We start from the raw sequence: 21,271 nt of genomic DNA, 5'->3' as shown, positions 1-21,271 counted from the left end.
AATCGTATGTTTTATGGCATTTTTTCACTGAAGAAGAGTGAAATAAAAAGGCTTTCCTCGAAAGCCTTTTTATATTGAAATCATGCAAGAATTAACACTGAACCTATAAACGATTATTCGTCATCGTAGATTGTTGGAATAGGCTGGCGTTTATGTTGGGTCATTTTATAGATACTAATGAGGCGTTCAGACACTTCACTATCAACAGTTTTTCCTTCCAAAAAGTCATCGATCTGATCATAACTAACGAGTAGTGCATCTTCGTCTGCTTTTTGCGGAGCTAATTCTTCTAAGTCAGCGGTAGGTACTTTTTTCACAAGCACATCAGGAGCACCTAGTTTAGACGCGATAAGACGTACTTGACGCTTGTTTAAACCAAAAAGAGGGGCTAGGTCACATGCACCATCACCAAATTTAGTATAGAAGCCTGTGATGTTTTCTGCTGAGTGGTCTGTACCTAATACTAAACCGCCTACAAGACCTGCAATTTCGTACTGAGCAATCATGCGAGCACGAGCTTTAACATTACCTTTAACGAAGTCAATTTTAGCGTCATTTTCGGGTGTTAACCCTGTGTCTCTAAGCGCGAATAGTGTGCTTGCATGTATGCCATCAACACCATCTTTAATATTCACACTTACGTTGTGTGAAGGTTTGATGAAAGATAACGCCATTTGCGCTTCATGTTCATCATGTTGTTCACCATAAGGCAGGCGAACAGCGACAAATTGGTAAGTTGATGAATTGCTTTCATCATTTAAACCATTAACAGCTAATTGTGCTAGTCGACCACACGTTGTTGAATCCACGCCGCCACTTATACCAAGTACAATTGATTTACATCCTGATACCTTCATCTTCTTTTGAATGAATGCGACACGGCGCTGAATTTCAAAATCGACATCAATTTCTGGTAATACGTGCATCTCTGCACGAATAAGCTGTTCCATGTTAATGAATCCTCAGGGCGTTGCCCAAAATATAATCAACTAAAGCGATTTAATGAAAAAAAACACATCAAGACATTAAACCTTTATCAAAATCATGCGATAACTCTATAGCAGGATCAATGCCGAATTATGAATAAAATCAAAATTAACGATATTTCTTTGCATCTGCACTTATTATGTTCTGAAATAGTATAAAAAGAGGCCATTTTACTAATGACAAAATCTATCGCCATCTTTGGTAGTGCATTTAATCCACCGAGTTTGGGGCATAAATCTGTTTTAGAACGTTTAAAGCATTTTGATCAAGTGCTGCTTTTGCCTAGTTTTGCACATGCTTGGGGCAAAGTAATGCTAGATTACAGTGCGCGTTGCGAACTTGTAGAGGCCTTTATAAGTGATATTGGACAAAAAAACCTGACATTATCTCGGTTAGAAGAAGAAATGGCGATAGGGGATGAGTCAATAACAACCTATGCCGTTTTAGTTGAATTACAGAAAAGACACCCAAACGCTTCGCTAACCTTTGTTATTGGCCCTGATAACTTCCTGAAATTCAGTCAGTTTTATCAAGCTGAACAAATACTGTCTAAATGGCAAGTATTGGCATGCCCAGAGACGGTAAATATTCGGAGTACAGTCATTCGTGATAAAATTGTCAAAAAGAGTGATATTTCACACTTAACAACACCAAAAGTCGCTACACTTTTATCGGAAGAAAAACGTTTTACGTTTAGATAATGGATACTAAGCCCAAGGAGTACTTTGAATAGTTGCATGATTAAATTATTAACGCTGTTATCAGTTGTTATTATGCTCATTTCTTGGGACGTACTTGCTTTACCTTGTAATCCCTATAGCGAAGCTCAACTCGCATCATTTTCTGATGATGAAAAACAGGTGTATCTTCGGTCTTGCTCTAGTTTGGCAGTATCGAATGACGATGATTTATTATTGGAAACGCAAGCTAAGCCCAATATTGATTGGCAAATTGATAAGACACCTTCAAGCGGAGAGTTCTGGAATGACTGGTCTGAAGATATGGCTGTTGATTCTCCATTCTTAGTCCAACAGAAAGAATCAACTTTTTATGGCTTAGGTGTTTGGCTTCCAAATAAATATGATGACATGGATCTTGATAATTTAGCTGATGCGCAAGACTGGATAAAAAGTCACGGTTTACAGATGAGTTTTGGCATTGGTGGAGAAGATGGCAAGTCGCCACGATTCAGGTTTGATTATCGATGGCACGACGAAGATCTTAGTGATGTATTTCTTCAGTTAGAAATTCCATTTCAATAATAAAGCGATATTTTCATCGCTTTATTATGAATTGAAACGCAATTAAAATTGTTCACCAAGAACTGATATTGCCAATGCGTTTAGTGTCGCTTCGTTAGTATTGAGTGTTTCTGCGATTTGCGATGCCTTACGACCTGAACGAGATAGCTTTACGGCTTCACGTAGCAGAATACAGGTTTGAAATTCATGAATAGTAATATCAATGAGTTTCGTTATTTTATTCAAAGCGGCAGTATCGACAACTTTTTCACCCGTTAGTAGCAATGCTAATGCGTCATTATAATGTTTCGTTAAATGAGGCGAAGCGTGTTTATTGCTAACTTTTAATTCTGACACTTGATCGGCAATCACACGAAGTAATCGACCAAAAGAACTATCCCAATCTTGTGTTTTTTCAGATAGTTTTGTTAGCTCGACCAGCAAGGCGCTCATTAACTCAGTGACTTTAAAAAAGCCAGCTTCTCGACAAAGTGGAGTTGTAAGGCGCACCGAAAATTCGACTTTAAAGTAGTGACTACCTGGTAGCACTGTTAACGCGTGAAGGCAATCGAAAGGTACCCAGAAACCAGTGCCTTGTGTCACCAAACATTCTTGTTTGCCTAAGCGGATTAAAGCCGAACCTTTAGTTATAACGATAAAGTACGACGAATGGCTCTTACGGCGAGGGCCAACATGAAGGTAAGTTTGTTCGTTTTTGGTAAATTCAATTGCTTGTTTCATACGGATTCTCTTACAAAATTGCCTGCACATATTGTTCTGTTTTGGCTTTATCGTCAATAAGCTAGATTCAAAGGATGGAAAAATGGTGACTTTTGTTTCTAAATGCTGGTAAATATACTAATGTATGGTGCGAAAAAACGGTAAAGTGGCTAAAAATTCCTCTTAACTATCTGGTAAGACCTCTTACCTTCACAGTTATTGCATCAACCCATTGGGTTAATGTTAATTTATGCGTAAAATAACGCGGTTTCCTCCTCATATGAAGCATAATTGTGCATACAGATAACGATATTTATAAAGAAATTCGACCATACAATGATGACGAAGTGAGCGATGCTATTCAGCGACTCGTTAATGATAAAGAATTTACAACGGCAATCTTGAATTACCGTTTTCCTCAATTCTCCGGTGTACTCGGATGGTTATTGATTCCGTTAATTAAACGTTTTTTAATTAACAAATGGTCAAATGTTAAGACAGTTGAAGATGTGCAGCAGCAAGTTGCAAAATACATGCACGCAACAATCAAGCACTCATGTGATGGTGTAACATTTTCAGGCCTCGATAAACTAGACCCTAATCAAGCGTATTTATTTGTATCGAATCATCGTGATATAGCAATGGATCCTGCGATGGTGAATTGGTGCATGTTTCACGAAAAATTCAATACTGTACGAATTGCAATTGGTGACAATTTACTCAAGAAACCGTGCGCTACAGAACTTATGCGGTTAAATAAAAGTTTTATTGTTAAACGTTCTGCAAAAGCACCTCGTGAAGTACTCAAATCGTTGGGTTTATTGTCTAGTTATATTTCAAACTCTTTAGAAACAGGTAACCCTGTTTGGATTGCTCAGAAAGAAGGGCGCGCTAAAGATGGTAACGACAAGACGGATCCTACCATTTTAAAAATGTTTTTTATGGAAGGACGTAAACGTAAGCAGTCTTTTACTGAATTCATGCCGAGCTTGAATATCGTACCCATTGCTATTTCTTATGAGAATGATCCATGTGATGTAGCCAAAGCCAACGAGCTTTATCAAAAGCAGACATCAGGAAGCTATGAAAAAGGTGAACTCGAAGATATAGATAGCATTATCCAAGGTATCGTTGGTCAGAAACGACGTATACATGTGAGTTTTGGTGATGTAATCAAAGATCCTATTGAAACACCAGAAGAGCTAGCGGTAGAGATTGATCGCCAGATAACGACGAATTACAGATTGTTTCCTGCTAACTATATTGCTGCTGGCATCGAACATGACAGCGTTACACCTGAAGAAAAAGCGAAATTTGATGAAAAGTTATCTCCGTTACCTTTAGGTGTTGCTACTATTTTGAAAGATATGTACGCATATCCAGCCCGTAAGCAGATAGAGAGCTAATTCGGTTTTTTGATTATACAGTTTTGAATTTAAAAAGCGGTGCAGCCTATTAGGTTGACCGCTTTTTTTATCGGTAAAAGGCAAAGTAATCTGGTATTAATCTTTTGTATTAAGTGTTCTTACGATCGCCTTTGGTGATATCACTTCAACTCGTCTATTTAACCGCCGTTCTTGTTCTGAATTACCTTTGCTAATAAGTTCATCATCACCCAGCGCGATAATTTGAATTCTTTCTTCTTCGATTCCAAATACAGATGATATATAAATAGCGACACTGAAGGCGCGCTCAAATGATAAGACAAGGTTTTCTTCTTTTGAATCAGCGTCGTCACTATGACCAATCACGATTAAGTAACTATCAGGATGAAGCTTTAAGCGTAAAGCAATAGGGTCTAGTAATTGTTGATTTTTCACCGATAATTCATAATTCATATTATCGAAGTAGATTACCTCTTTTTGTTCGGGTAATTGAGCAAGAAGAATACTTGCATCAGGTGTTGCTGTATATGTTATAGAGTCAGTGACAACCGCTGAGTTACGAGAGGTGTTAAGTTCATTACTTGACGTATAAATATTCAGTGAAGATGTTGTGTTTTCAGTGTTACCCTGTGACCTTCCAGTGACGCCGTCACTTTTTTTTTCGCCAGTAGCTGTGCAAGCGAATAAAAATACGCAACTTATTAGGATTATAGAGCTCGTAAATAAATAATTGAAAGCACGCATATCAACCTAAACTAAGACGATTATCTTTTAGGTTTAGATCATATCTAGGAAAGCACAACTGAATAATTGAGAATCATGTGCGTTCTGTATACCCAAGTTACCTCAAAATGCTCGTTTCAGCGAGAATTTGTTGGGCTCTAGGCAAGGCGCTTATTTATAGACCTAGTCGTTCTACGTTGAAAATAAGTAACACCGCATAGAGCCCAACAAAACTCGCCCTTCGGGAGTGATTCAGCGTATCTACTTCTGTGTCAAATGTGTTGCACTTATTGTTTTACTCCAGCGGAATGCCATTCCTACACACATTTTCCTCGAATTAAACACGCTGAGATCACTCTGAATCCTGCATATTGAGGTAGCTTGGGTATAAAAGGTGACAAGAAATCACCTTTCTAATTGATGAGGTTATGAAGTAATTGGATTGAGTTCTTTAAAGGGCGGTTTGGCCATTCGTTCAGCCATGAAATCAATAAAACTTCGAACTTTCGGCGCTAGGTATTTACGTCTTGGATAGACGGCATAAATCGGTAATTCAACGTCTGCTTTCCACTCTGGCAAAAGCTGTACTAATTTATTATTAACCAATTCATCGGTGATTAGATATGTCGATAAGTACGCTATACCTAAGCCACTTGTCGCCGCATCAAGTACTGCAGGGGCATTATCAATACGGTAATTACCACGCGCACGAATCGATTGGTGTACACCATCACGTGTAAATTCCCAATTTACATACTTGCGCTCACGGCTTTGGTAAGTAATACAGTTATGACGTCGTAAATCACCGGGTAGTTGAGGTACACCATGCTCGGCAAGATATTCAGGAGAGGCAACAACAACAAAATTACAGTTGGCTAATCGGCGTGCGACCATACCTTCAGGTGGGTGTTCATGAATTGCCACCCAGCAATCGAAACCTTCCTCAAGTAGGTTAGGGCGGTGATCAAATAAGCTGACCTCTAGTTCAAGATCGGGATGTGCTTTTTGAAATTCGGCTAAGGCTGACGTGATGTTTGAATTTCCAAAAGATTGAGCAACGCCAACACGCAATACGCCTTTCACTTCATCTCTATAACCTGCCACCATTGCTTCTGCTTCATTTACTGTATCGACAAGTTGTTGCCCATACTCTGAATACTGCAAACCAATATCTGTTAAAGCAACGGTTCTTGTACTTCGCTGAACAAGCTGACAACCAAGCCTTTCCTCAAGAAAACGAATTTGTTTACTTACCTGTGATTTGGAAATACCAAGACGCTCGGCAGCACGAGTGAAGTTTTGTTCATTACCGACGGTGGCAAGAATCACCATTTGTTGAAGATTTTCTAGCATAGGGAAGAACCTTGATTATCAATATTTCGATTATAACACTGATGTATGTAAGACATTAATAATACAGAGAATAAATGTCACACCGTAACAAACCAAATAAACGCATTATCAAGAAGGTAGAAGGCAACTAATTCTGAATTTATAAAATATTACCCAGCTAAGTCAAATTTTAAATACTCTGATTGCTTCTTTTTGTTAGTGACTACTTTTTCATGCACTAGCATTCAGGCGGCCGGCTAATTTATAAATATCTGAAATGGTATTTATTCCTTTAAAAACAGTAGTATACTATTATTGTCTCTGCGTGTGCACGGTTGGCGGGTGTGTTTCGTAACTTAATAACAATGCGTGCTCTGTTTATTCACATTATGGATATTTATCGGTTTTTAACTATTAAAATTAAGCATGGAAACTATCATTTCAAACGATTTAATTAATTGTTTATTGTGGCGTAAAATATCTTTTTCTAGGAGGTAATATGCTCAACGTTTTGTGGAATTTTTTCGTGCTTGGCTTGTATAGTTTCGGTGGACCAGCTGCACATATTGGTTATTTTCAACGAGAGTTTGTTGAAAATAAAAAATGGTTAAAACAAAATGACTTCACTCATGCTGTCGCTTTGTGCCAGTTCTTACCTGGCCCTGCTAGTAGTCAGCTGGGTATGTACATAGGATTTAAAAGAGCAGGTTACTTGGGGGCGATTGCAGCATTTATTGGATTCACGCTGCCTTCTTTCGTTTTGCTAACATTTTTGGCAATCGCTAATAACCAAGTAACTGGAATGGCGATTATTGAAACCGTCATTCATGCCGCTAAATTATTGGCCGTTGTTGTGGTTGCTGATGCGCTTTGGGGGATGGCGAAAAAGAATGTCACGTCATTACTTACCTTATTTGTTGCAAGCCTAACGGCCATTTGGGTCTTCTTTAGTTCTGGTCTACTTGGGCAAGTTGCCCCGATTATGATTGCAGCCTTAGTCGGTTATTTAATGTCTTTTAGGAATACAAATGGTGCTGTAAATACTATGGCCATAAAGAACGATCCTATTCGTCCTAATGTTTTTATAATCTCGGTATTTGTTGGATTACTTATCGGGCTACCTCTGGTTGCAAATCAGGCAGAAGCGTTAAACCTGATGAATGTTTTCTATCAGGCGGGTAGTTTTGTATTTGGGGGAGGACATGTTGTTTTACCTTTATTAGAGCCAATGATGGAAGGAATGGTTGAGCCTGATACTTTTTTAACATCCTATGCTGCTGCACAGTTAGTTCCTGGCCCAATGTTTACAATGGCGAGTTATTTAGGTGCATCTGCATTACCTTCTATGCCTATTCTCGGTAGTTTTCTCGCAACTGTTGCCGTATTTTTGCCAGGTTGTTTACTGCTATTTGCTTTTTTACCCGCTTGGAAAGCGCTGTTTAGTCACTCAAGATTAAAAGTATCTATTGTTTTGGTTAACGCTAGTGTTATTGGTTTACTGGGCAGCGCTTTTGTTACGCCTGTTATCACTACATCGATTAGCTCTATTTTTGATATTTTTTCAGTCATCACCGGCTATGCATTATTGAAATACAAACGATGCCCAGTATGGTTACTTGCCGTGGTATTTGTTGTTTATAAAGTAGTGACGGATGCTTTGATTTAAAGTGATATCGGTACCAACAGTATGAAAGTTATAAGTTACGGTTTTATGTAGCTTATAACTCCACTCTAATGCACTATAACTATACTGAGTGAAATAAATAATACGGTATAATTCAATGATTTATCACTATATGTTTAGTAAGCATATGATTAAGCTATCGTTAAGTTGTTGTTGATATAATTCGGCCTAATAATAATAAAAAGGCTTGGTATTATGTCGCTTAATAGAAAGGTTCGTCCAAATTTGACCAATTATGATGTACTTGAAATGGTGCGAAGTGAATTGCGAGAATCAGAAAAACGCGTGATGAAAAAAATGGTAGTAACGGCTGTTTGTACCGTTTTTAGTATTTTTATGATCATAACTTTAGTGGTTACAACGCAAGGTAAAACTGTTCGGAATTATGCAGCAGAAGCAATGAAAAAAGCATTCGAAGCAGAGCGAGCTGTTTATATTATTGATGAAGCTGCAGGTACGAATTTTCTAGAGCAGTCTAAACAAACGAAATAGGTATTCATTAATAGGCTCCTTAACGAGCGAGCCTATTTTAATCGACGTTAAAGCCCTACAACAAGTTCATGATTTTTGATTTTCAATTCTGGTCCAGCTGTCTTCAACAATGATTCTTTGAAATCATCTTCATTTAAACGGTAGACAGGGCGGGTAGATAATATTTGCCCAACAATACTAACAATGGGTGAGATGAGCTGTTTATTAGCAAAAATTCCAAGGTTATCGGGTGTTACATTCAATGACTCTACGTTTAAATCTTTCAGAAAAATAGCACCTTCATCTTTGTCATAAAATGGAATAGCACTAAAATCAATATCAACTTCTACAGATTGTTTTGGTTGCCCTGTTATCATAATTTCTGCTTGCGCTTTTGATGAAAGATTTACGCGATCATTTGCAACGCGACCAATTCCCACTTTTACATCATTAAACTGAACATTGGCGTGAGCGATACCTTTAATTCCAACTGTTCTTTCAAAAGTTGTGCGGCTATCGAGATAATCTTGAATTTCACCCTCCGTGACACTGTAACTTGCACATCCAGATACACACAGTACCAACAAAATAATAATGTATTTCAAAATAAGGCCTACTCAATACAAATGAATTAAAGTAACTACATAATTATCAGCATTGATCATTTATATTTCTATCACAAATTTAATAATTTGCTTAAACAAGCGTTATCTGGGTGTTTTTCAAGCATTTATTTGTATAAAACGGAGGCTCGAGACTATTTTAGAAAGGGAATGCTACGGTGTAACTTCTAAGATATATAAAAAAAGCACCTAATTATTTAGATGCTTTTCTATATATGCGTTAAGCAGACTGAGCAAACAATAACTCTAAGTCGTAATTATCTCTTTCTAGCGTATTTTTCAGCTTTTTCAACGAACTGACTTGCAGCTGACGAATACGTTCGCGGGTTAAGCCCACTTCATTCGCAACTTGTTGAAGCGTCTGAACTTCATAGCCTAGTAAACCAAAGCGACGACACAAAATTTCACGATCTCGCTGGTTTAAGTTTTCTAGCATTGCTAAAGCAAGGCCTTTTATATCGTCTTTGTCGACTTGGCTTTCTGGCTTATCAGAAGAGTCGTCAGCAATAAAGACTGAGATTGACTGCGAATTAGCATCGTCGTTAATTGTTTGATCAAAAGAAACAATAGGGGCATCGTAAGCTAATACAGAAGAAATATCATCAACACTACGTTCCAACTTTTCAGCGACTTCTTCGCGTGTTGGCTCTTGGTTATTTTTCTTCATTAGCTGCTTATGCGTTCTAATGATTGTATTAATTTCTTTAGAAACATGAACAGGAAGACGAATTGTACGCGCTTGATTATGAATACAACGCTCGATAGTTTGTTTAATCCACCATGTCGCATAGGTAGAAAAACGGAATCCACGCTCTGGGTCAAATTTTTCAACTGAAGTAATTAAACCAATATTTCCTTCATCAATTAGATCACTGAGTTGCATGCCACTTCCACGATACTTCTTGGCAATACTAACAACAAGACGCAAGTTACTCTCGATCATAACTTTTTTGGCTTCTTTGTCACCAGTAAGGCTTTTTCGACTATACAAAATTTCTTCATGTTTAGTTAAAAGAGGCTTTAAAGCGATTTCTCGCAAATAGAGCTGGATTACATCTGCGTCAAAAGTTTGAGTCTCAGCTTTTTTGATTTCCATATCATTCCCCTAACTCTAAATTACACGCCGTTACTTATTGTATACTTATCTGTAACACCTAGAAACATTAACACACCGTCATTACATATACTACGCGTTGAGTATAATAACTTGATAAATAGGTATAATACTTTGGTCTAAAGACGTTAACCTGATAAGTAACGCTGCACGTTTCTTATTATCAAAGGTATATAGGTATAATTATGCGGATATTTAAGGGGATAATTCTAGCGTCGATGTTGTTTTCAGTCTCTAGCGTTGTAGCTCAGGAACTTCCCATCATCTGCACCATATCAAACTCAGATAAAAAAATAATATATACAGCAGATGATTTAATTTTCGCAACAAGAAATAACCTTATATTTCAACATGATAGCGGGGTTCTGGTGAGCCATGTTGACGTAAAAGCTGAAACATTTATTCAAATTAGTCAGTTAAAAGATCAAGACTACCCAAATAGACCTTTAGTGCTATTTGGGCATTGTTCTGATGTAAGGGCTTCGCTTTCTACTTGGTTACTCGATTAACGAACGTTTAATTACCGCATTTCCTTAAGGTATATCGATCGCTTTAAGCAACGTTATTATTGCGTTTTATCAATAACGGTTACTTATCCAATACTGTTACTTTTTGATTCTTTTCTGACAGATAAAACACAATAATTTTAGCCGGCACCTTACCTGTATTCTCACCATAATGAGAGGTGTTAACTAATTCAACAAGGCTATCACCCGCTTTCATCTTTAACGATTTCTCCTCTGCATGAACCGTTAGCTCACCACTGATCAGTACGCCTGCGTTTATAACAGGGTGTTGGTGCCATGGCAGTTTTTCTCCTGGTTCTATTATGATTTCTTTTATAGTCACTTCTGGTTGCACAAGTGAATAGGGTGGAAGTTTATGACCATCCCATGTTGTCGTACTTTTTACCAAATCTGTAGACGTTGCAGCATTGGCACTAATCGACACAGCTAAAAGAGTCAATGTAAGAAGTCTAATCATGTATAACTACCTATATAAAGTGGAGAACAGCATTCGAGAACGTGTAAACATCTGCGCTAGCCAAAAACTACTATGTAAGGTAGTTCAAAAAATCCAAGTGCGTTAACATCTTTTTGTTTGCCACAATATTGTTAACGGTGCGCTACGATGTATCCACTAAACGCACCGCATACATTAATTAGGCAATACGATTAACCCAAGCTGTTCAAGTAATTGCTCTTGTTGCCATACACAGATATTTACACCGCTTAAGTTAACTTTTCGTGGGTTTAAGCCGTTTAATTCTGAATTACTGAGGTCACAATCTTGTATATTAAACTGGCCCCAACAATCTTCAGAAAATGAACCACGGCTTAAATCTGCCCCTTTTAATGAAGCGCCTTGCAGATTAGCACCAATCCACCTATTCTCGAACAAGTCACATTTCTCTATACATTGTCGTTCAAAGTTCGCGTAAGAGAGATTGCAGCCTGTGATATAAGCCGAGCAGAAATACATACTGTTGCTAATTTGGTTCGAGAAGCTTGCTTGTATGAAATTAGCGCCTTTTAAATCACAACTTCTAAATTCAATACCAAAACACTTAGCACCTTTGAAATTAGATAATGAAAGTTTGCAGTTCTTAAACGATGAGTCGCGCAAATCACTATAATCGAAATGGCAGCCCTCAATAGCACCTTGCTCTATAAAGACACAGTCATCAAATTTAGCATCTCTTAGGTTTGTGCGGTTAAAGTTACACCTAAAAAATTTGCATCCCTTAAAATATGAATCACTCAGATCTTGATTAGAAAAATCGACTTGATTAAATACCTCGTAATCTTTTGCCATAAGTATTCCTCGCTAATATTGAATCCGAAGATTATCACCTAACATCAATTGCACCAACAAAAATAACCTCATGGAAAACAGTAAGTTAAAATCGCTCAAATCGCCAATTTAAGGTGTCAAATGAGGCTGTAGTTAGGCGTTAGGCGTATTGAGTGCAACCGCAACCGAAGAAAAAAGTTTGCCTTCTTACAGGGTGAAATGGGATTTTAAGGGTAGACAGGTTCAAGTTGTAAGCTTTGCTAGTTACACCGTCACTACGTGTTGTGTTTTAAAGTGTGAGTCAGAGATACTACCGGAATGTAAACGGTTAATGAGAATGTACATAGGAAGAGAATTAGGGATAAGCGAAAGCTGGATAGGGTGAAGAATAGCCAAAGAAAACTTAATCTTTCATATATAGCCAATTACAATACGGTTTATTGATTGAAGCCATTCTGTTTTTTGTATGTGTAGTGATTAGCTGTAATGCTCTTTGCACGAGACTATGTTTATGTGGTTTTCGGTTACTTGGTAAACCAACCTGTGCTCTTGCGTTATTCGACGCGACCAATAACCAGACAGATTGTGTTTGAGTGGTTCAGGCTTTCCTTCACCTTGGTATGGGTCGCGAAGGATAGATACAATTAGCTTACCAATGCGCTTGAACACTTTTTTGTCCATTAATGCCCATTCGTTATAGTCAGCAAGTGATTTGACACTGAACGCTATAAGCCTAGTCATTAGATAATCGCTCAAGTTCTTCAAGCGAGAAGACACTTACATCACCAGATTTGAATTGTTCGATAGACTCTTCAATGTGCTTCCGTTGAGCAGGGTTAGAGTAAATTCTCATTGTCTCAACCCAGCCGTTGTATTCTGACTCGCTCATTAGAACCATATTCTCACCGTCACGACGATGAATGATTGCTTCTTCACAGTTTGATTCAACTTTATCCATTACAGACTTCAGGTTTTGTCGAGCTTCTGAGTAAGTGTAGATTTCCATTTAATTCACCATTGGTGTGTATATTTAGGAATAGTATATTATTGTACAATAATAAGTACAACTAATTCTTCGCGTGAAATATGATGAGTGATTAGCTTTAAGGCTTCTAACGAGATATGAACCTCAGCTAATACCAATAGCCCCAAACTAACGACGATGATAATTAAAAAAGTGGCACATGAGCAGGAACAATATGCGTGTGAGATGATGTAAAAGACAATATGTTTATTGTCAATTACTGCCTTTTTATGAGAGGATATTAATATATAGTATGGCAAACTGTATGGTTGTGTGATAGTTACATCGATAGCAGCTGTTTGTTTATTAAGCTTTTTTAGTATTGCTATGTTCGTGCTACTTATACTCTTAGGCGCTAATTAAGGATTCGGTATGTATGGTATTAAAATTGAGTTAAACCTTGTCCAGAGTGTGGACAAGACGAAGACTTTTTAGTCGATGAGGAGCGGGAGATCGTTACATGTATTTGTGGTGTGATTGTCATTGAGCCAGTTATTCATTAAATTTTGTGTGTTAGGCCAAATTCTTTAAAGCCCGTAAACCTATAGGCCGCGGGCTTTTTTATTCATCAGCTCAATGTATTCGCGAGTAGCTACCATGTAGTTAAAGGCAGATTTCAGTCTCACTGAAACGCAAGTTCGTTAAACGCCCAGTGGTGTCATTTTTCGCTTTGCAGTAAAAGAGACACTTTAGCTTTGCGGCTACACCCTCCCTGTTTATCCCGTTTTAAAGTGTCCTGCTTTATTCCCAGATTAAAATGTCTCTTTTTAAGGTAGTTCATCCCGCTTAGAAATAGGTTAGAGAGTAGGGAAGTCAGCCTTTCTTGGTGCTCGGTTTGAACGTTTCAGGGCTGGCTAAGGCTGGGTTGATTCCCCGCAGCTGTTGTACTGCTCGTTGTTGGGCTGTCCGTTTAGGTGCGCTTTTACTGCGGCTGCGTTTTTGTTGCTGATCGAACTCTTGTTGTTTTTCTTGGGCAAATTTCAATACCGCGCCAAGCCGTTTATTATCAACCACTTGGCCTTGGTCGACATCAGCCAATTTCTCATGAGCAAGCGTGGGCCCAAAATCAGCGTAATATTCGTGGACGATGGCTAATGTTTGCAATTTTACTTTGTCATCATGGCGATGATTACTGGGACGACCACGTTTAAGTGACAGTAAGCCGCTAGAGCCCAACGTGATAAAACGCTTAACTAAGCGATAAATTTGTCGGCTACTCAAACTGAGGATGCGGGCAGCCTCAACGCCAGTGATACGTTTATCGCAAATATCTTGGATCAGTTTTATTCGTAGCAACTCATCATCAGTCATGGTTAACAACATCTCATTGGCTCCAGAACACACATCAAGTAAATGGTGCTTTGAAGTTAGTTCAACATGACATTTCTAACTGGCTCAAACATGACACTTCTAAATGGTTCTTACAAGCCCAGTGCGCATTATGGTTCGTTATGTTAAACGAGTTACATATTCTGGTTTAATCTATTGCTTTAAAAATAGTGTCCAATTGAATAATAGTAACCAAATAACTGATAACTTCATTTTTCGTATGTACTTGTGCAAGCTAAGTATTAAAGAGACAGCAGAACTTTGTTTTAAAAGTGTGAGGACTGTCACGGGATGGGATGATGGAAAGCCGATTCCTCCAGAGTGTAGACGCTTAATGAAACTTTATTCTGGACGGGAATTGTCTTCAATTGATGATAATTGGAGGCAATGGCGTATGGCTAAAGGGGAGTTAATAACGCCAAGTGGTTGGGGATTGACACCTGACAGGATAATAACGGGAAATGCTTTAATTGAAATTGGAGCCGAAGGCGATAGGAAGTACATGTCTAAAATAATTAGAACAGCAAGGCAGTTGAAAGAACTACCGAAGAGCCGCAGAAGCAGTTAATCAGTAGCTCTCATCCTAACAGTCAGCAGGGTGTTGACTGTTAGTTTTCATCAAACTTTGTTGCTTAGTTTATTATCCAACAGCTTTTAACTCTCAGATTATCAAAGAACCCTGTAAATTTGATAACTTCATATCTTTAGTACAATTGAGGAGGACTGCCTTTATTTTCAACTACACGCTCTACTTGTGACTCCCATTTACGAATAACCTGAGCAAACTCATTAGATTCAAGGTATTCAGTTGGGGAGTTTTCCAAGTTAAACTCTGGCATATATGTCCCCAATACACCTTGCTCTAAAATACCGTCAGCTATGACACCAACTTCTCGTATTATTAATACCGGAAGACCAATTTGAAAAGCCATTGCAGGCTCAATGTGACTATAAGGGCTTGTTAACCACTTACCGTTTAGCGAATATACATCCGAAGTATTTGGTTTTCCAATACCTTCTATGATTTGAGCTCTTCTAAAAGCTATAGTTATGAGACCGTTAGACTCTAACATCAGTCTCCTTATCGCTTTAAGTGGAGCATCCATATCATAATCTGTAACACCTAATGTTCTTGGCTCATATCCACGCTGACACAAATATACCGACAAACTATCTATAAAAGCTTGTTGCTCATCATTGTAAGGACGTGGATAACTCAAAAAAATTGATTTCCCCATATAATATTTCTCCTCGAGTCGAAACTATTGAAAGGTATAATACTGTCTTCAACGATATAAGGGCATATAAAAGTATCTACACAACAACTTAAAGATCAAACTAGCATGGTGCTCGCTGTTGATTCATGTAAAGCTCAAATATTTTCACTCCTTCCATAGGCTTATAAGGTATACGTACACCTAACGAATTGAAGAGTAAGAGTAATGATTTACTCCATCGTCAAAACGTAAAGTGTAACGCATCACCCTAATTATTTTGAAATTTTACTTTTTATCGTTGTTTACTGGCTCTTTAGATTTCTTAACATACTCAGTTGTTGGCGGCTTTTGGTTATTGTTTTGAGGAACTTTATTATCTGACATCTCTTTTTCTCCATTTTAATGATTAACGACTATTATTTTTTTTGTTATTTACGGGCTCTTTTGACCGTTTAACATATTCAGTTGTTGCAGGTTTCTCATTCTTGTTTTGAGGGACTTTCTTATCTGTCATATTATGATCTCCATTCCAATAGTTACTATTCCTAGTATACCTAAAGCCCAAGCGCTATAAGTTAGCTCATCGTATGCATGCTCTAGGTTGATTGATTTATTATCTATCACTTCAGACAATTGTGATAATGTGCCAACGTAGCACTCAAATATATATTCACAGCGTTTTTGTTCTGTTGATTCTTGTATATACATAGCTGCAGCACCACTTTTCGGTAAAACGGGACAGTCACCAATTTTAATAGCCAAAAGTGAGTGTCCCCATGCACATGCTATACAAATTAACGCTAAACAAAATAGAAATAGCTGTATCCAACTAACAGGAGTTGATGGTGAAAAAAGAGTACTTTTAACGAATCCAGCCCAAATGCTTAAACCACCAATAACCCCAGTCAGAAAAGTTAATAATTTTGAACATTTTGCTTCAAAATGATTAAAGCGCGCTTGTTCTTCTACGTATCGATCTTTCAAATATTCTAAAGTTTCGATGTAACCTTCCTTTGTATATAACAACATCAAACAAAGAACGACTTTAAAAAGTCGTTCTTATTCGAACGGTAAAAGAAAACGCTATATGCGTTCGTTATTAACAAGGTTCCAGTAATGCGCACCTAGAACAGTCAATTTGCATGATTTAGAATTCATAGCGGCATAGTACATATGATCTTCACCTACAGGCACGACTAAGTTTATACGATTGAATTTCTGTAAAATAGCAAATTGCTCAGTGTTCCCTTCATTAGCCACTTCAGAATCAGGTTCAAAGCTTGGATCTAATTTAAATTCAACGATTGGATTATCAAATAAAGCAGTTATCTTTTTTAGGTCAGAAAGCTGAATTGGAGGCTGTACTTTTCTTAAGGTTGTAAAATTTCTAACATTAGTTTTAAATATAGGTCTTTGTTCCCAAGGTCCTAGAGATTGGTCGATATGTGCATAAATGCTACCTGGTGTAACATCACCAACTAGGTTAGATGCACCTCCACTTAAGGCATCAACAAACAAGCTAGTGAACACACCAGAACCATTTTTTTCCTGCGCATATTGACTGGCACTCGATGCAGTTAAAATAGTAATTCCCTCAGCTAGTAATGCATTATTACCGCTAACAACCGGACTTCCAGCAATTCCAGAGTGACAACTATCTAAAACTATAACTTTACTTTTAGCTGGAGAGGCATTTGCTATTGTTAATAATTCATCTAATGGAAAACCATCGTCACCGTCTTCACTATCTGATGCCATAAGATAACCACCAGTACTTTCGATATGCCCGTGACCAGCAAAGTAAAATAATGCTATGTCACTATTATCTTCGAATAACTCTTTAACTTGATGCTTAAGCTCTTTACGAGTTATTTTGCTATCTTCATTTGTAGCTGTTATTAATTTAATACTAAAGTTTAATGACCCATCGCCATGTCGTTCTAATACACTTTTTACTGAATAGGCATCATTAACACAGCCAAACAAATTAGAAATAGAATCGTAATGATCGATACCTACAACTAAAGCTTTACGCATTAACCTAACTCCTTGATAGCATCAGCAATTGATTTTCCTTGCCATTTGACAATTTTGTGTGATGCATCCTTTACTACCTTTGAAGTTTTCTCTGCTCCCCAAGGTTCAATTGCTATTATTTTTTTTCCATAACTTTGCGCTATTTTAATTTCTTTATTAATCCACTTGCTGTGTGTTGCGTACATACCAGCCAAAATTAAGATGCAACTTGTTCCTTTCATTTTAGCTTCTATTGCATCATGAAGTTGTGCATCTGTCCCATCTGTATGAATTGGATCATCTTTAGGGACTGAATGGTCATAAAAGCTAATCCCTTGGTCAGTAATCATCTCAACGACTTTTTGATAATTTTTATCATAATTCCAAGAATGGCTAATAAATAAACGATATGTTTTACTCATTTGTAATCACCTTAATTATAAGTTCTACCAAAATTGGTACTTAACGATCATTTATCACTATTCTAGCTCTTTATGTATGGTTAATTATACAAAAAACACCCAAAAGAGGATTACCAACATCAGTGCATATGATATTGATCATGTTATCAATTCAGATTCATGATGATTTTAAGGTTAACCACTAAAAATCATATCTTTAGTGGTTTATCTAACAGTAAGAGCGGCTTGGCAGTATGAAGGGCGGTTATGTGGATTTTTGAGCCTGTCGCGGTTTCGACCAGTAAACTATGCCGAAAAATTGGACTATAGAGAGTGGTCTTATATGGCTACGCCATTTTGTGAAGCTCAGGAACTAAGCGAAGGTAGACTTCGTAAATAAAAAGGTACGTTAAAAAATGACATACTGATACGTCAAAAAATAACATACCAGAAATGCTATATTACCGTGACCTTGATTAACACGGACATTTGAGAGCTTACCGACTTGTCAGAAGTCGTTCTGAATAGCCCACCAATCCACGGTATATCTTTCAATAACGGCACACCTGATTCTGATTTTCTCGACTCATCCGATACTAAACCACCCAAGATAATAGATTGACCATCCAGTACTTGAACCACTGTGTTTATTTCTCGATTGTTGGTAATAATATCGGAGGCAATATCACTGTCAGACACGCTCGATGATGTTTGGTTAATCGTGAGAACCACGGAATCATTCACAATATGCGGTACAACACTCAAACCCAGCCCGACATTTTGCCTTTCTATTTTCTGCACTAACGAACCATTGTTTGAAGTTTCAGTGGAGACTAAGAAGGGCACGTTCTGACCCACATTGATAGAGCCTTTTTCTCTATCCATCACCAACAGATACGGTTTAGATAAGAGCTTAGTATTCTGATTTTGCGTAATGGCCGTGACGAGGGCACTTACATCACCTTTGTCATAAATGATATTGCCACCCTTAAAGGTTTCTTTAATCGACGCCACCGGATTAGAGATCAAACGAAATCCCGCGCTCTCTAACAGCACATCTAAACTGACACCAATAGATTCACTGTCACCAAGGCGGGTATCCATTACAACCGCATCAATCAACACCTGTTTACGTCTGACATCAATACGCGTAATCAGGTTATCAACTTGCGTCAATTGAGAAGGTGACCCCGTAACAATCATCGCGTTGATGTTGGGTAAGGTAATCACCGAGTAGGCGGTTTGCATCTCGCCTGTATTTTTTGAATAAGCCGTCAATACCGCTTGAATCAAGTCACTTATCTTAACGTTTTCAACATAATTCAAATCATAGAACTTTGTCACTGGCGGTACGATAACCAGCTTTTCATCTTTCTTTGAATCATTGATACCGACCAGTGATAGACGGTAAAAACCGTCATCAGGCGTCATTTTAAAGCCATTTGAAACCAGTACCGCATCAACAAAAGGCTGAAAGTCGTTGGTGTCTAATTCAGGTGCAGAGAAGGACACCGCACCCTTAACACCATCATCGACAATCACATTCAATTTCAACGCATCAGAGTACCAATCGACAAATTCAGTAATCGGCATATTGTGCGCCTCAAATCCGTCAATTAACTTGGCATTAACGGGCAGGGCAAGAACTAGAGCAACAAGGAAAAAGAAACGTTTCATATTAGCGCCCACACGTTAGAGAAAGTGATTCTTGCTTTTGGTTGGTGATCTTCAACTGACAGCGAGACACGTTAGTTAGAGTTAATCCCAGTTTCGTGAGAGTGTCTGAGGTAATGGTTTTATCGTCGAGCTTGAGCGTATAGAAAGGCGTGGCATTGGGCATTTTAGAATAAGACACAATCTTATAATTTTTGTACGCTGAGACATCCACCGATTCAACGCTGGCAACTGCTTGCGAGATAATCCCGTCATCACCTGAATCAAAAATGAAGTAGGAGACAGTGATACCCGCCAAGAACGCCAACGGGCGAGAAACTTTTTTTAAATAGATACGAGTAATACGCATGAGATTCCTTATATTCATTGGCACGCGATAGCGGTAATTGGTGTAATAAGGCGGCAAGTACGAGAACACACCGTGCTCATAGTTATGAGAGAAAACTTGTCGTGTATCGTAAGCCGAGTACAACCCCGCGCCCCAACAACTCCAACGGTCAACCGTCAGCGCATTTTGTTCGTCACCGTATTTCACAATACCCATATGTACCTTGGGCAATCGAACCGCATTACCTGTAAATGCTTTGATTAACGTACCAAGAAAAGGGATCATAATGCGGTCAGTTCGCTTACAAAAAACCACATGCTCAGCCAAGGTTAAACGCGCTTGTTTATCAATGATTGAAAGGTGTTGAACAATAAAAATAATGTCCCAGCCCAATTTACGCGCATGAAGCAGCCAGTTGATAATCTCTTGACGGCCTTTGTCATTCCAAGACCGAGAATTAAACCAAGTACCACACTCATCAAGCACCAATAAGCCGTTTTTATTTTCATCAAAGATGGGTTTACCAAGTGTGATATTGCCTTTACCAATGGCGAGTAAATCATCCAGACAAGGTTTATCAGGCACACGTAACACACGGCTCTGTTTGGCTTTTCGTCCTAGCAATGCCACCAAGTTCAAATCCAGATTAGTCGCGACCTTGCAGCCTTTTTGTAAACGCTCCTGAATACGCGCCACTGACATAATGGACTTACCGCCACCCAATTTACCTGTTACAACATAAACAGCCATAACACCTCCTTAAACGTGACTCATCCACGCAATAGCCCATGCTTTCCATTCCCAAACCCAGCGAATAACCCGAGCGGAAAACACAGCAGAAAGGCAAGCTGGCGCATTAGAAGGAATGACCATGGCAAACCCCTCAGAGATACCTGGAGGGAGAACATACGACAAGCCCGATAAAATACCTTTCAAGGCAAGCAAGTTGACCAACGCCAACGCAGACACCAAAGCGATAATGGTTAAATTCATCGCCGTTCTTTTCGTAAACCACGTTAAGAACCAGCCAAAAACAGACATCGCCACAGCAAAGATTGACGATACAAGGGCAGGGAGACGCAATGCGGTACCGATACCCGTAAGAATAGGAAGTAAAGCAATCATGATTAAAGCCCCGCGCGTTTTGGATCAGGCACAATGCCCGTAAATAAAATATCGAATAGGGTAAAAGCCGTTAAAAAATACAG

The 21,271-nt window shown here is 38.4% G+C and carries 25 protein-coding genes; 7 read left to right on the top strand and 18 right to left on the bottom strand.

The annotated features are described in order from the left end of the window. Positions 1-113: 113 nt before the first annotated feature. Complete coding sequence (gene nadE, locus C9J47_RS20650; protein ID WP_107255196.1) at positions 114-950, bottom strand: ammonia-dependent NAD(+) synthetase; 837 nt, start codon at positions 948-950, stop codon at positions 114-116. 213 nt (positions 951-1,163) lie between these two features. On the opposite strand from nadE, the gene C9J47_RS20645 reads away from it, so the two are divergent. Continuing rightward, complete coding sequence (locus C9J47_RS20645; protein WP_107255195.1) at positions 1,164-1,688, top strand: nicotinate-nicotinamide nucleotide adenylyltransferase; 525 nt, start codon at positions 1,164-1,166, stop codon at positions 1,686-1,688. Positions 1,689-1,724: 36 nt separating this feature from the next. Then, on the top strand, positions 1,725-2,249 hold the full coding sequence (locus C9J47_RS20640; RefSeq protein ID WP_245903558.1) for a hypothetical protein: 525 nt from the start codon (positions 1,725-1,727) through the stop codon (positions 2,247-2,249). Positions 2,250-2,291: 42 nt separating this feature from the next. Here the strand turns inward: C9J47_RS20640 and C9J47_RS20635 are convergent, their stop codons facing one another. Next, positions 2,292-2,969 carry an AraC family ligand binding domain-containing protein gene (locus C9J47_RS20635; RefSeq protein WP_107255193.1) on the bottom strand — a complete coding sequence of 226 codons (678 nt, stop codon included), beginning with the start codon at positions 2,967-2,969 and terminating at the stop codon, positions 2,292-2,294. A 272-nt stretch (positions 2,970-3,241) separates the two neighbouring features. Between C9J47_RS20635 and C9J47_RS20630 the strand changes: the two genes are divergently transcribed. After that, a complete protein-coding gene (locus tag C9J47_RS20630; RefSeq protein ID WP_107255192.1) occupies positions 3,242-4,354 on the top strand; it encodes a 1-acyl-sn-glycerol-3-phosphate acyltransferase in 1,113 nt (370 codons plus the stop codon). A gap of 96 nt (positions 4,355-4,450) precedes the next feature. Here C9J47_RS20630 and C9J47_RS20625 read toward each other — a convergent pair whose 3' ends face one another. Then, positions 4,451-5,077: an OmpA family protein gene (locus C9J47_RS20625; protein WP_107255191.1), complete on the bottom strand. Its 627-nt coding sequence runs from the start codon at positions 5,075-5,077 to the stop codon at positions 4,451-4,453. A gap of 405 nt (positions 5,078-5,482) precedes the next feature. Continuing rightward, positions 5,483-6,409 carry a LysR family transcriptional regulator gene (locus tag C9J47_RS20620; RefSeq protein WP_006229711.1) on the bottom strand — a complete coding sequence of 309 codons (927 nt, stop codon included), beginning with the start codon at positions 6,407-6,409 and terminating at the stop codon, positions 5,483-5,485. Between the two features lie 478 nt (positions 6,410-6,887). On the opposite strand from C9J47_RS20620, the gene chrA reads away from it, so the two are divergent. After that, on the top strand, positions 6,888-8,054 hold the full coding sequence (chrA, locus tag C9J47_RS20615) for a chromate efflux transporter (RefSeq protein ID WP_107255190.1): 1,167 nt from the start codon (positions 6,888-6,890) through the stop codon (positions 8,052-8,054). A gap of 213 nt (positions 8,055-8,267) precedes the next feature. Then, complete coding sequence (locus C9J47_RS20610; protein ID WP_107255189.1) at positions 8,268-8,564, top strand: hypothetical protein; 297 nt, start codon at positions 8,268-8,270, stop codon at positions 8,562-8,564. A gap of 47 nt (positions 8,565-8,611) precedes the next feature. On the opposite strand, the gene C9J47_RS20605 is transcribed toward C9J47_RS20610, so the two are convergent. Together C9J47_RS20605 and rpoS are read right to left on the bottom strand one after the other, a co-directional pair. After that, positions 8,612-9,148, bottom strand: coding sequence for a YceB family lipoprotein (locus C9J47_RS20605; protein WP_107255188.1), 537 nt, complete (start codon positions 9,146-9,148; stop codon positions 8,612-8,614). Between the two features lie 238 nt (positions 9,149-9,386). Then, positions 9,387-10,262 carry an RNA polymerase sigma factor RpoS gene (gene rpoS / locus C9J47_RS20600; RefSeq protein ID WP_006229715.1) on the bottom strand — a complete coding sequence of 292 codons (876 nt, stop codon included), beginning with the start codon at positions 10,260-10,262 and terminating at the stop codon, positions 9,387-9,389. A 203-nt stretch (positions 10,263-10,465) separates the two neighbouring features. On the opposite strand from rpoS, the gene C9J47_RS20595 reads away from it, so the two are divergent. Next, positions 10,466-10,789, top strand: a complete 324-nt coding sequence (locus C9J47_RS20595; protein WP_107255187.1) for a hypothetical protein — start codon at positions 10,466-10,468, stop codon at positions 10,787-10,789. Positions 10,790-10,868: 79 nt separating this feature from the next. On the opposite strand, the gene C9J47_RS20590 is transcribed toward C9J47_RS20595, so the two are convergent. From C9J47_RS20590 to C9J47_RS20565, 5 genes are all read right to left on the bottom strand, one after another. Beyond that, positions 10,869-11,264 carry a cupin domain-containing protein gene (locus tag C9J47_RS20590; RefSeq protein ID WP_107255186.1) on the bottom strand — a complete coding sequence of 132 codons (396 nt, stop codon included), beginning with the start codon at positions 11,262-11,264 and terminating at the stop codon, positions 10,869-10,871. Positions 11,265-11,438: 174 nt separating this feature from the next. Next, positions 11,439-12,095, bottom strand: a complete 657-nt coding sequence (locus C9J47_RS20585) for a Qnr family pentapeptide repeat protein (RefSeq protein ID WP_107255185.1) — start codon at positions 12,093-12,095, stop codon at positions 11,439-11,441. Between the two features lie 456 nt (positions 12,096-12,551). Then, positions 12,552-12,815: a Txe/YoeB family addiction module toxin gene (locus tag C9J47_RS20575; RefSeq protein WP_107255184.1), complete on the bottom strand. Its 264-nt coding sequence runs from the start codon at positions 12,813-12,815 to the stop codon at positions 12,552-12,554. Further along, positions 12,808-13,080 carry a type II toxin-antitoxin system Phd/YefM family antitoxin gene (locus tag C9J47_RS20570; protein ID WP_107255183.1) on the bottom strand — a complete coding sequence of 91 codons (273 nt, stop codon included), beginning with the start codon at positions 13,078-13,080 and terminating at the stop codon, positions 12,808-12,810. The genes C9J47_RS20575 and C9J47_RS20570 overlap by 8 nt, the downstream gene beginning before the upstream one ends. 831 nt (positions 13,081-13,911) lie before the next feature. Next, entirely contained in the window at positions 13,912-14,421 is a 510-nt protein-coding gene (locus C9J47_RS20565) for a helix-turn-helix domain-containing protein (RefSeq protein ID WP_107255182.1), read from the bottom strand. A 91-nt stretch (positions 14,422-14,512) separates the two neighbouring features. On the opposite strand from C9J47_RS20565, the gene C9J47_RS27530 reads away from it, so the two are divergent. Beyond that, positions 14,513-14,995 carry a DUF3653 domain-containing protein gene (locus C9J47_RS27530; RefSeq protein ID WP_342749877.1) on the top strand — a complete coding sequence of 161 codons (483 nt, stop codon included), beginning with the start codon at positions 14,513-14,515 and terminating at the stop codon, positions 14,993-14,995. Positions 14,996-15,131: 136 nt separating this feature from the next. Here the strand turns inward: C9J47_RS27530 and C9J47_RS20555 are convergent, their stop codons facing one another. The 7 genes from C9J47_RS20555 to C9J47_RS20525 form a co-directional block, all read right to left on the bottom strand. Further along, positions 15,132-15,665 (bottom strand): hypothetical protein, encoded by a 534-nt coding sequence (locus tag C9J47_RS20555; protein WP_107255180.1) that lies wholly within the window; start codon positions 15,663-15,665, stop codon positions 15,132-15,134. A gap of 489 nt (positions 15,666-16,154) precedes the next feature. After that, positions 16,155-16,673, bottom strand: coding sequence for a hypothetical protein (locus C9J47_RS20550; RefSeq protein WP_107255179.1), 519 nt, complete (start codon positions 16,671-16,673; stop codon positions 16,155-16,157). 54 nt (positions 16,674-16,727) lie between these two features. Continuing rightward, positions 16,728-17,681, bottom strand: coding sequence for a caspase family protein (locus C9J47_RS20545; RefSeq protein WP_107255178.1), 954 nt, complete (start codon positions 17,679-17,681; stop codon positions 16,728-16,730). Continuing rightward, positions 17,681-18,082 carry a TIR domain-containing protein gene (locus C9J47_RS20540; RefSeq protein ID WP_107255177.1) on the bottom strand — a complete coding sequence of 134 codons (402 nt, stop codon included), beginning with the start codon at positions 18,080-18,082 and terminating at the stop codon, positions 17,681-17,683. Before C9J47_RS20540 ends, C9J47_RS20545 begins: the two co-directional genes overlap by 1 nt. Before the next feature lie 435 nt (positions 18,083-18,517). Continuing rightward, positions 18,518-19,738, bottom strand: coding sequence for a secretin N-terminal domain-containing protein (locus C9J47_RS20535; protein ID WP_107255176.1), 1,221 nt, complete (start codon positions 19,736-19,738; stop codon positions 18,518-18,520). A gap of 1 nt (position 19,739) precedes the next feature. Then, positions 19,740-20,813 (bottom strand): zonular occludens toxin domain-containing protein, encoded by a 1,074-nt coding sequence (locus tag C9J47_RS20530; protein WP_107255175.1) that lies wholly within the window; start codon positions 20,811-20,813, stop codon positions 19,740-19,742. Positions 20,814-20,822: 9 nt separating this feature from the next. Further along, positions 20,823-21,188: a DUF5455 family protein gene (locus C9J47_RS20525; RefSeq protein ID WP_107255174.1), complete on the bottom strand. Its 366-nt coding sequence runs from the start codon at positions 21,186-21,188 to the stop codon at positions 20,823-20,825. Between the last annotated feature and the right edge of the window lie 83 nt (positions 21,189-21,271).

The organism is Photobacterium indicum (genome assembly GCF_003026215.1).
In the GTDB taxonomy this organism is placed as follows: domain Bacteria; phylum Pseudomonadota; class Gammaproteobacteria; order Enterobacterales; family Vibrionaceae; genus Photobacterium; species Photobacterium indicum.
The sequence above is the reverse complement of the archived record's forward strand: the minus strand, read 5'-3'. Positions and strand labels throughout refer to the sequence as shown.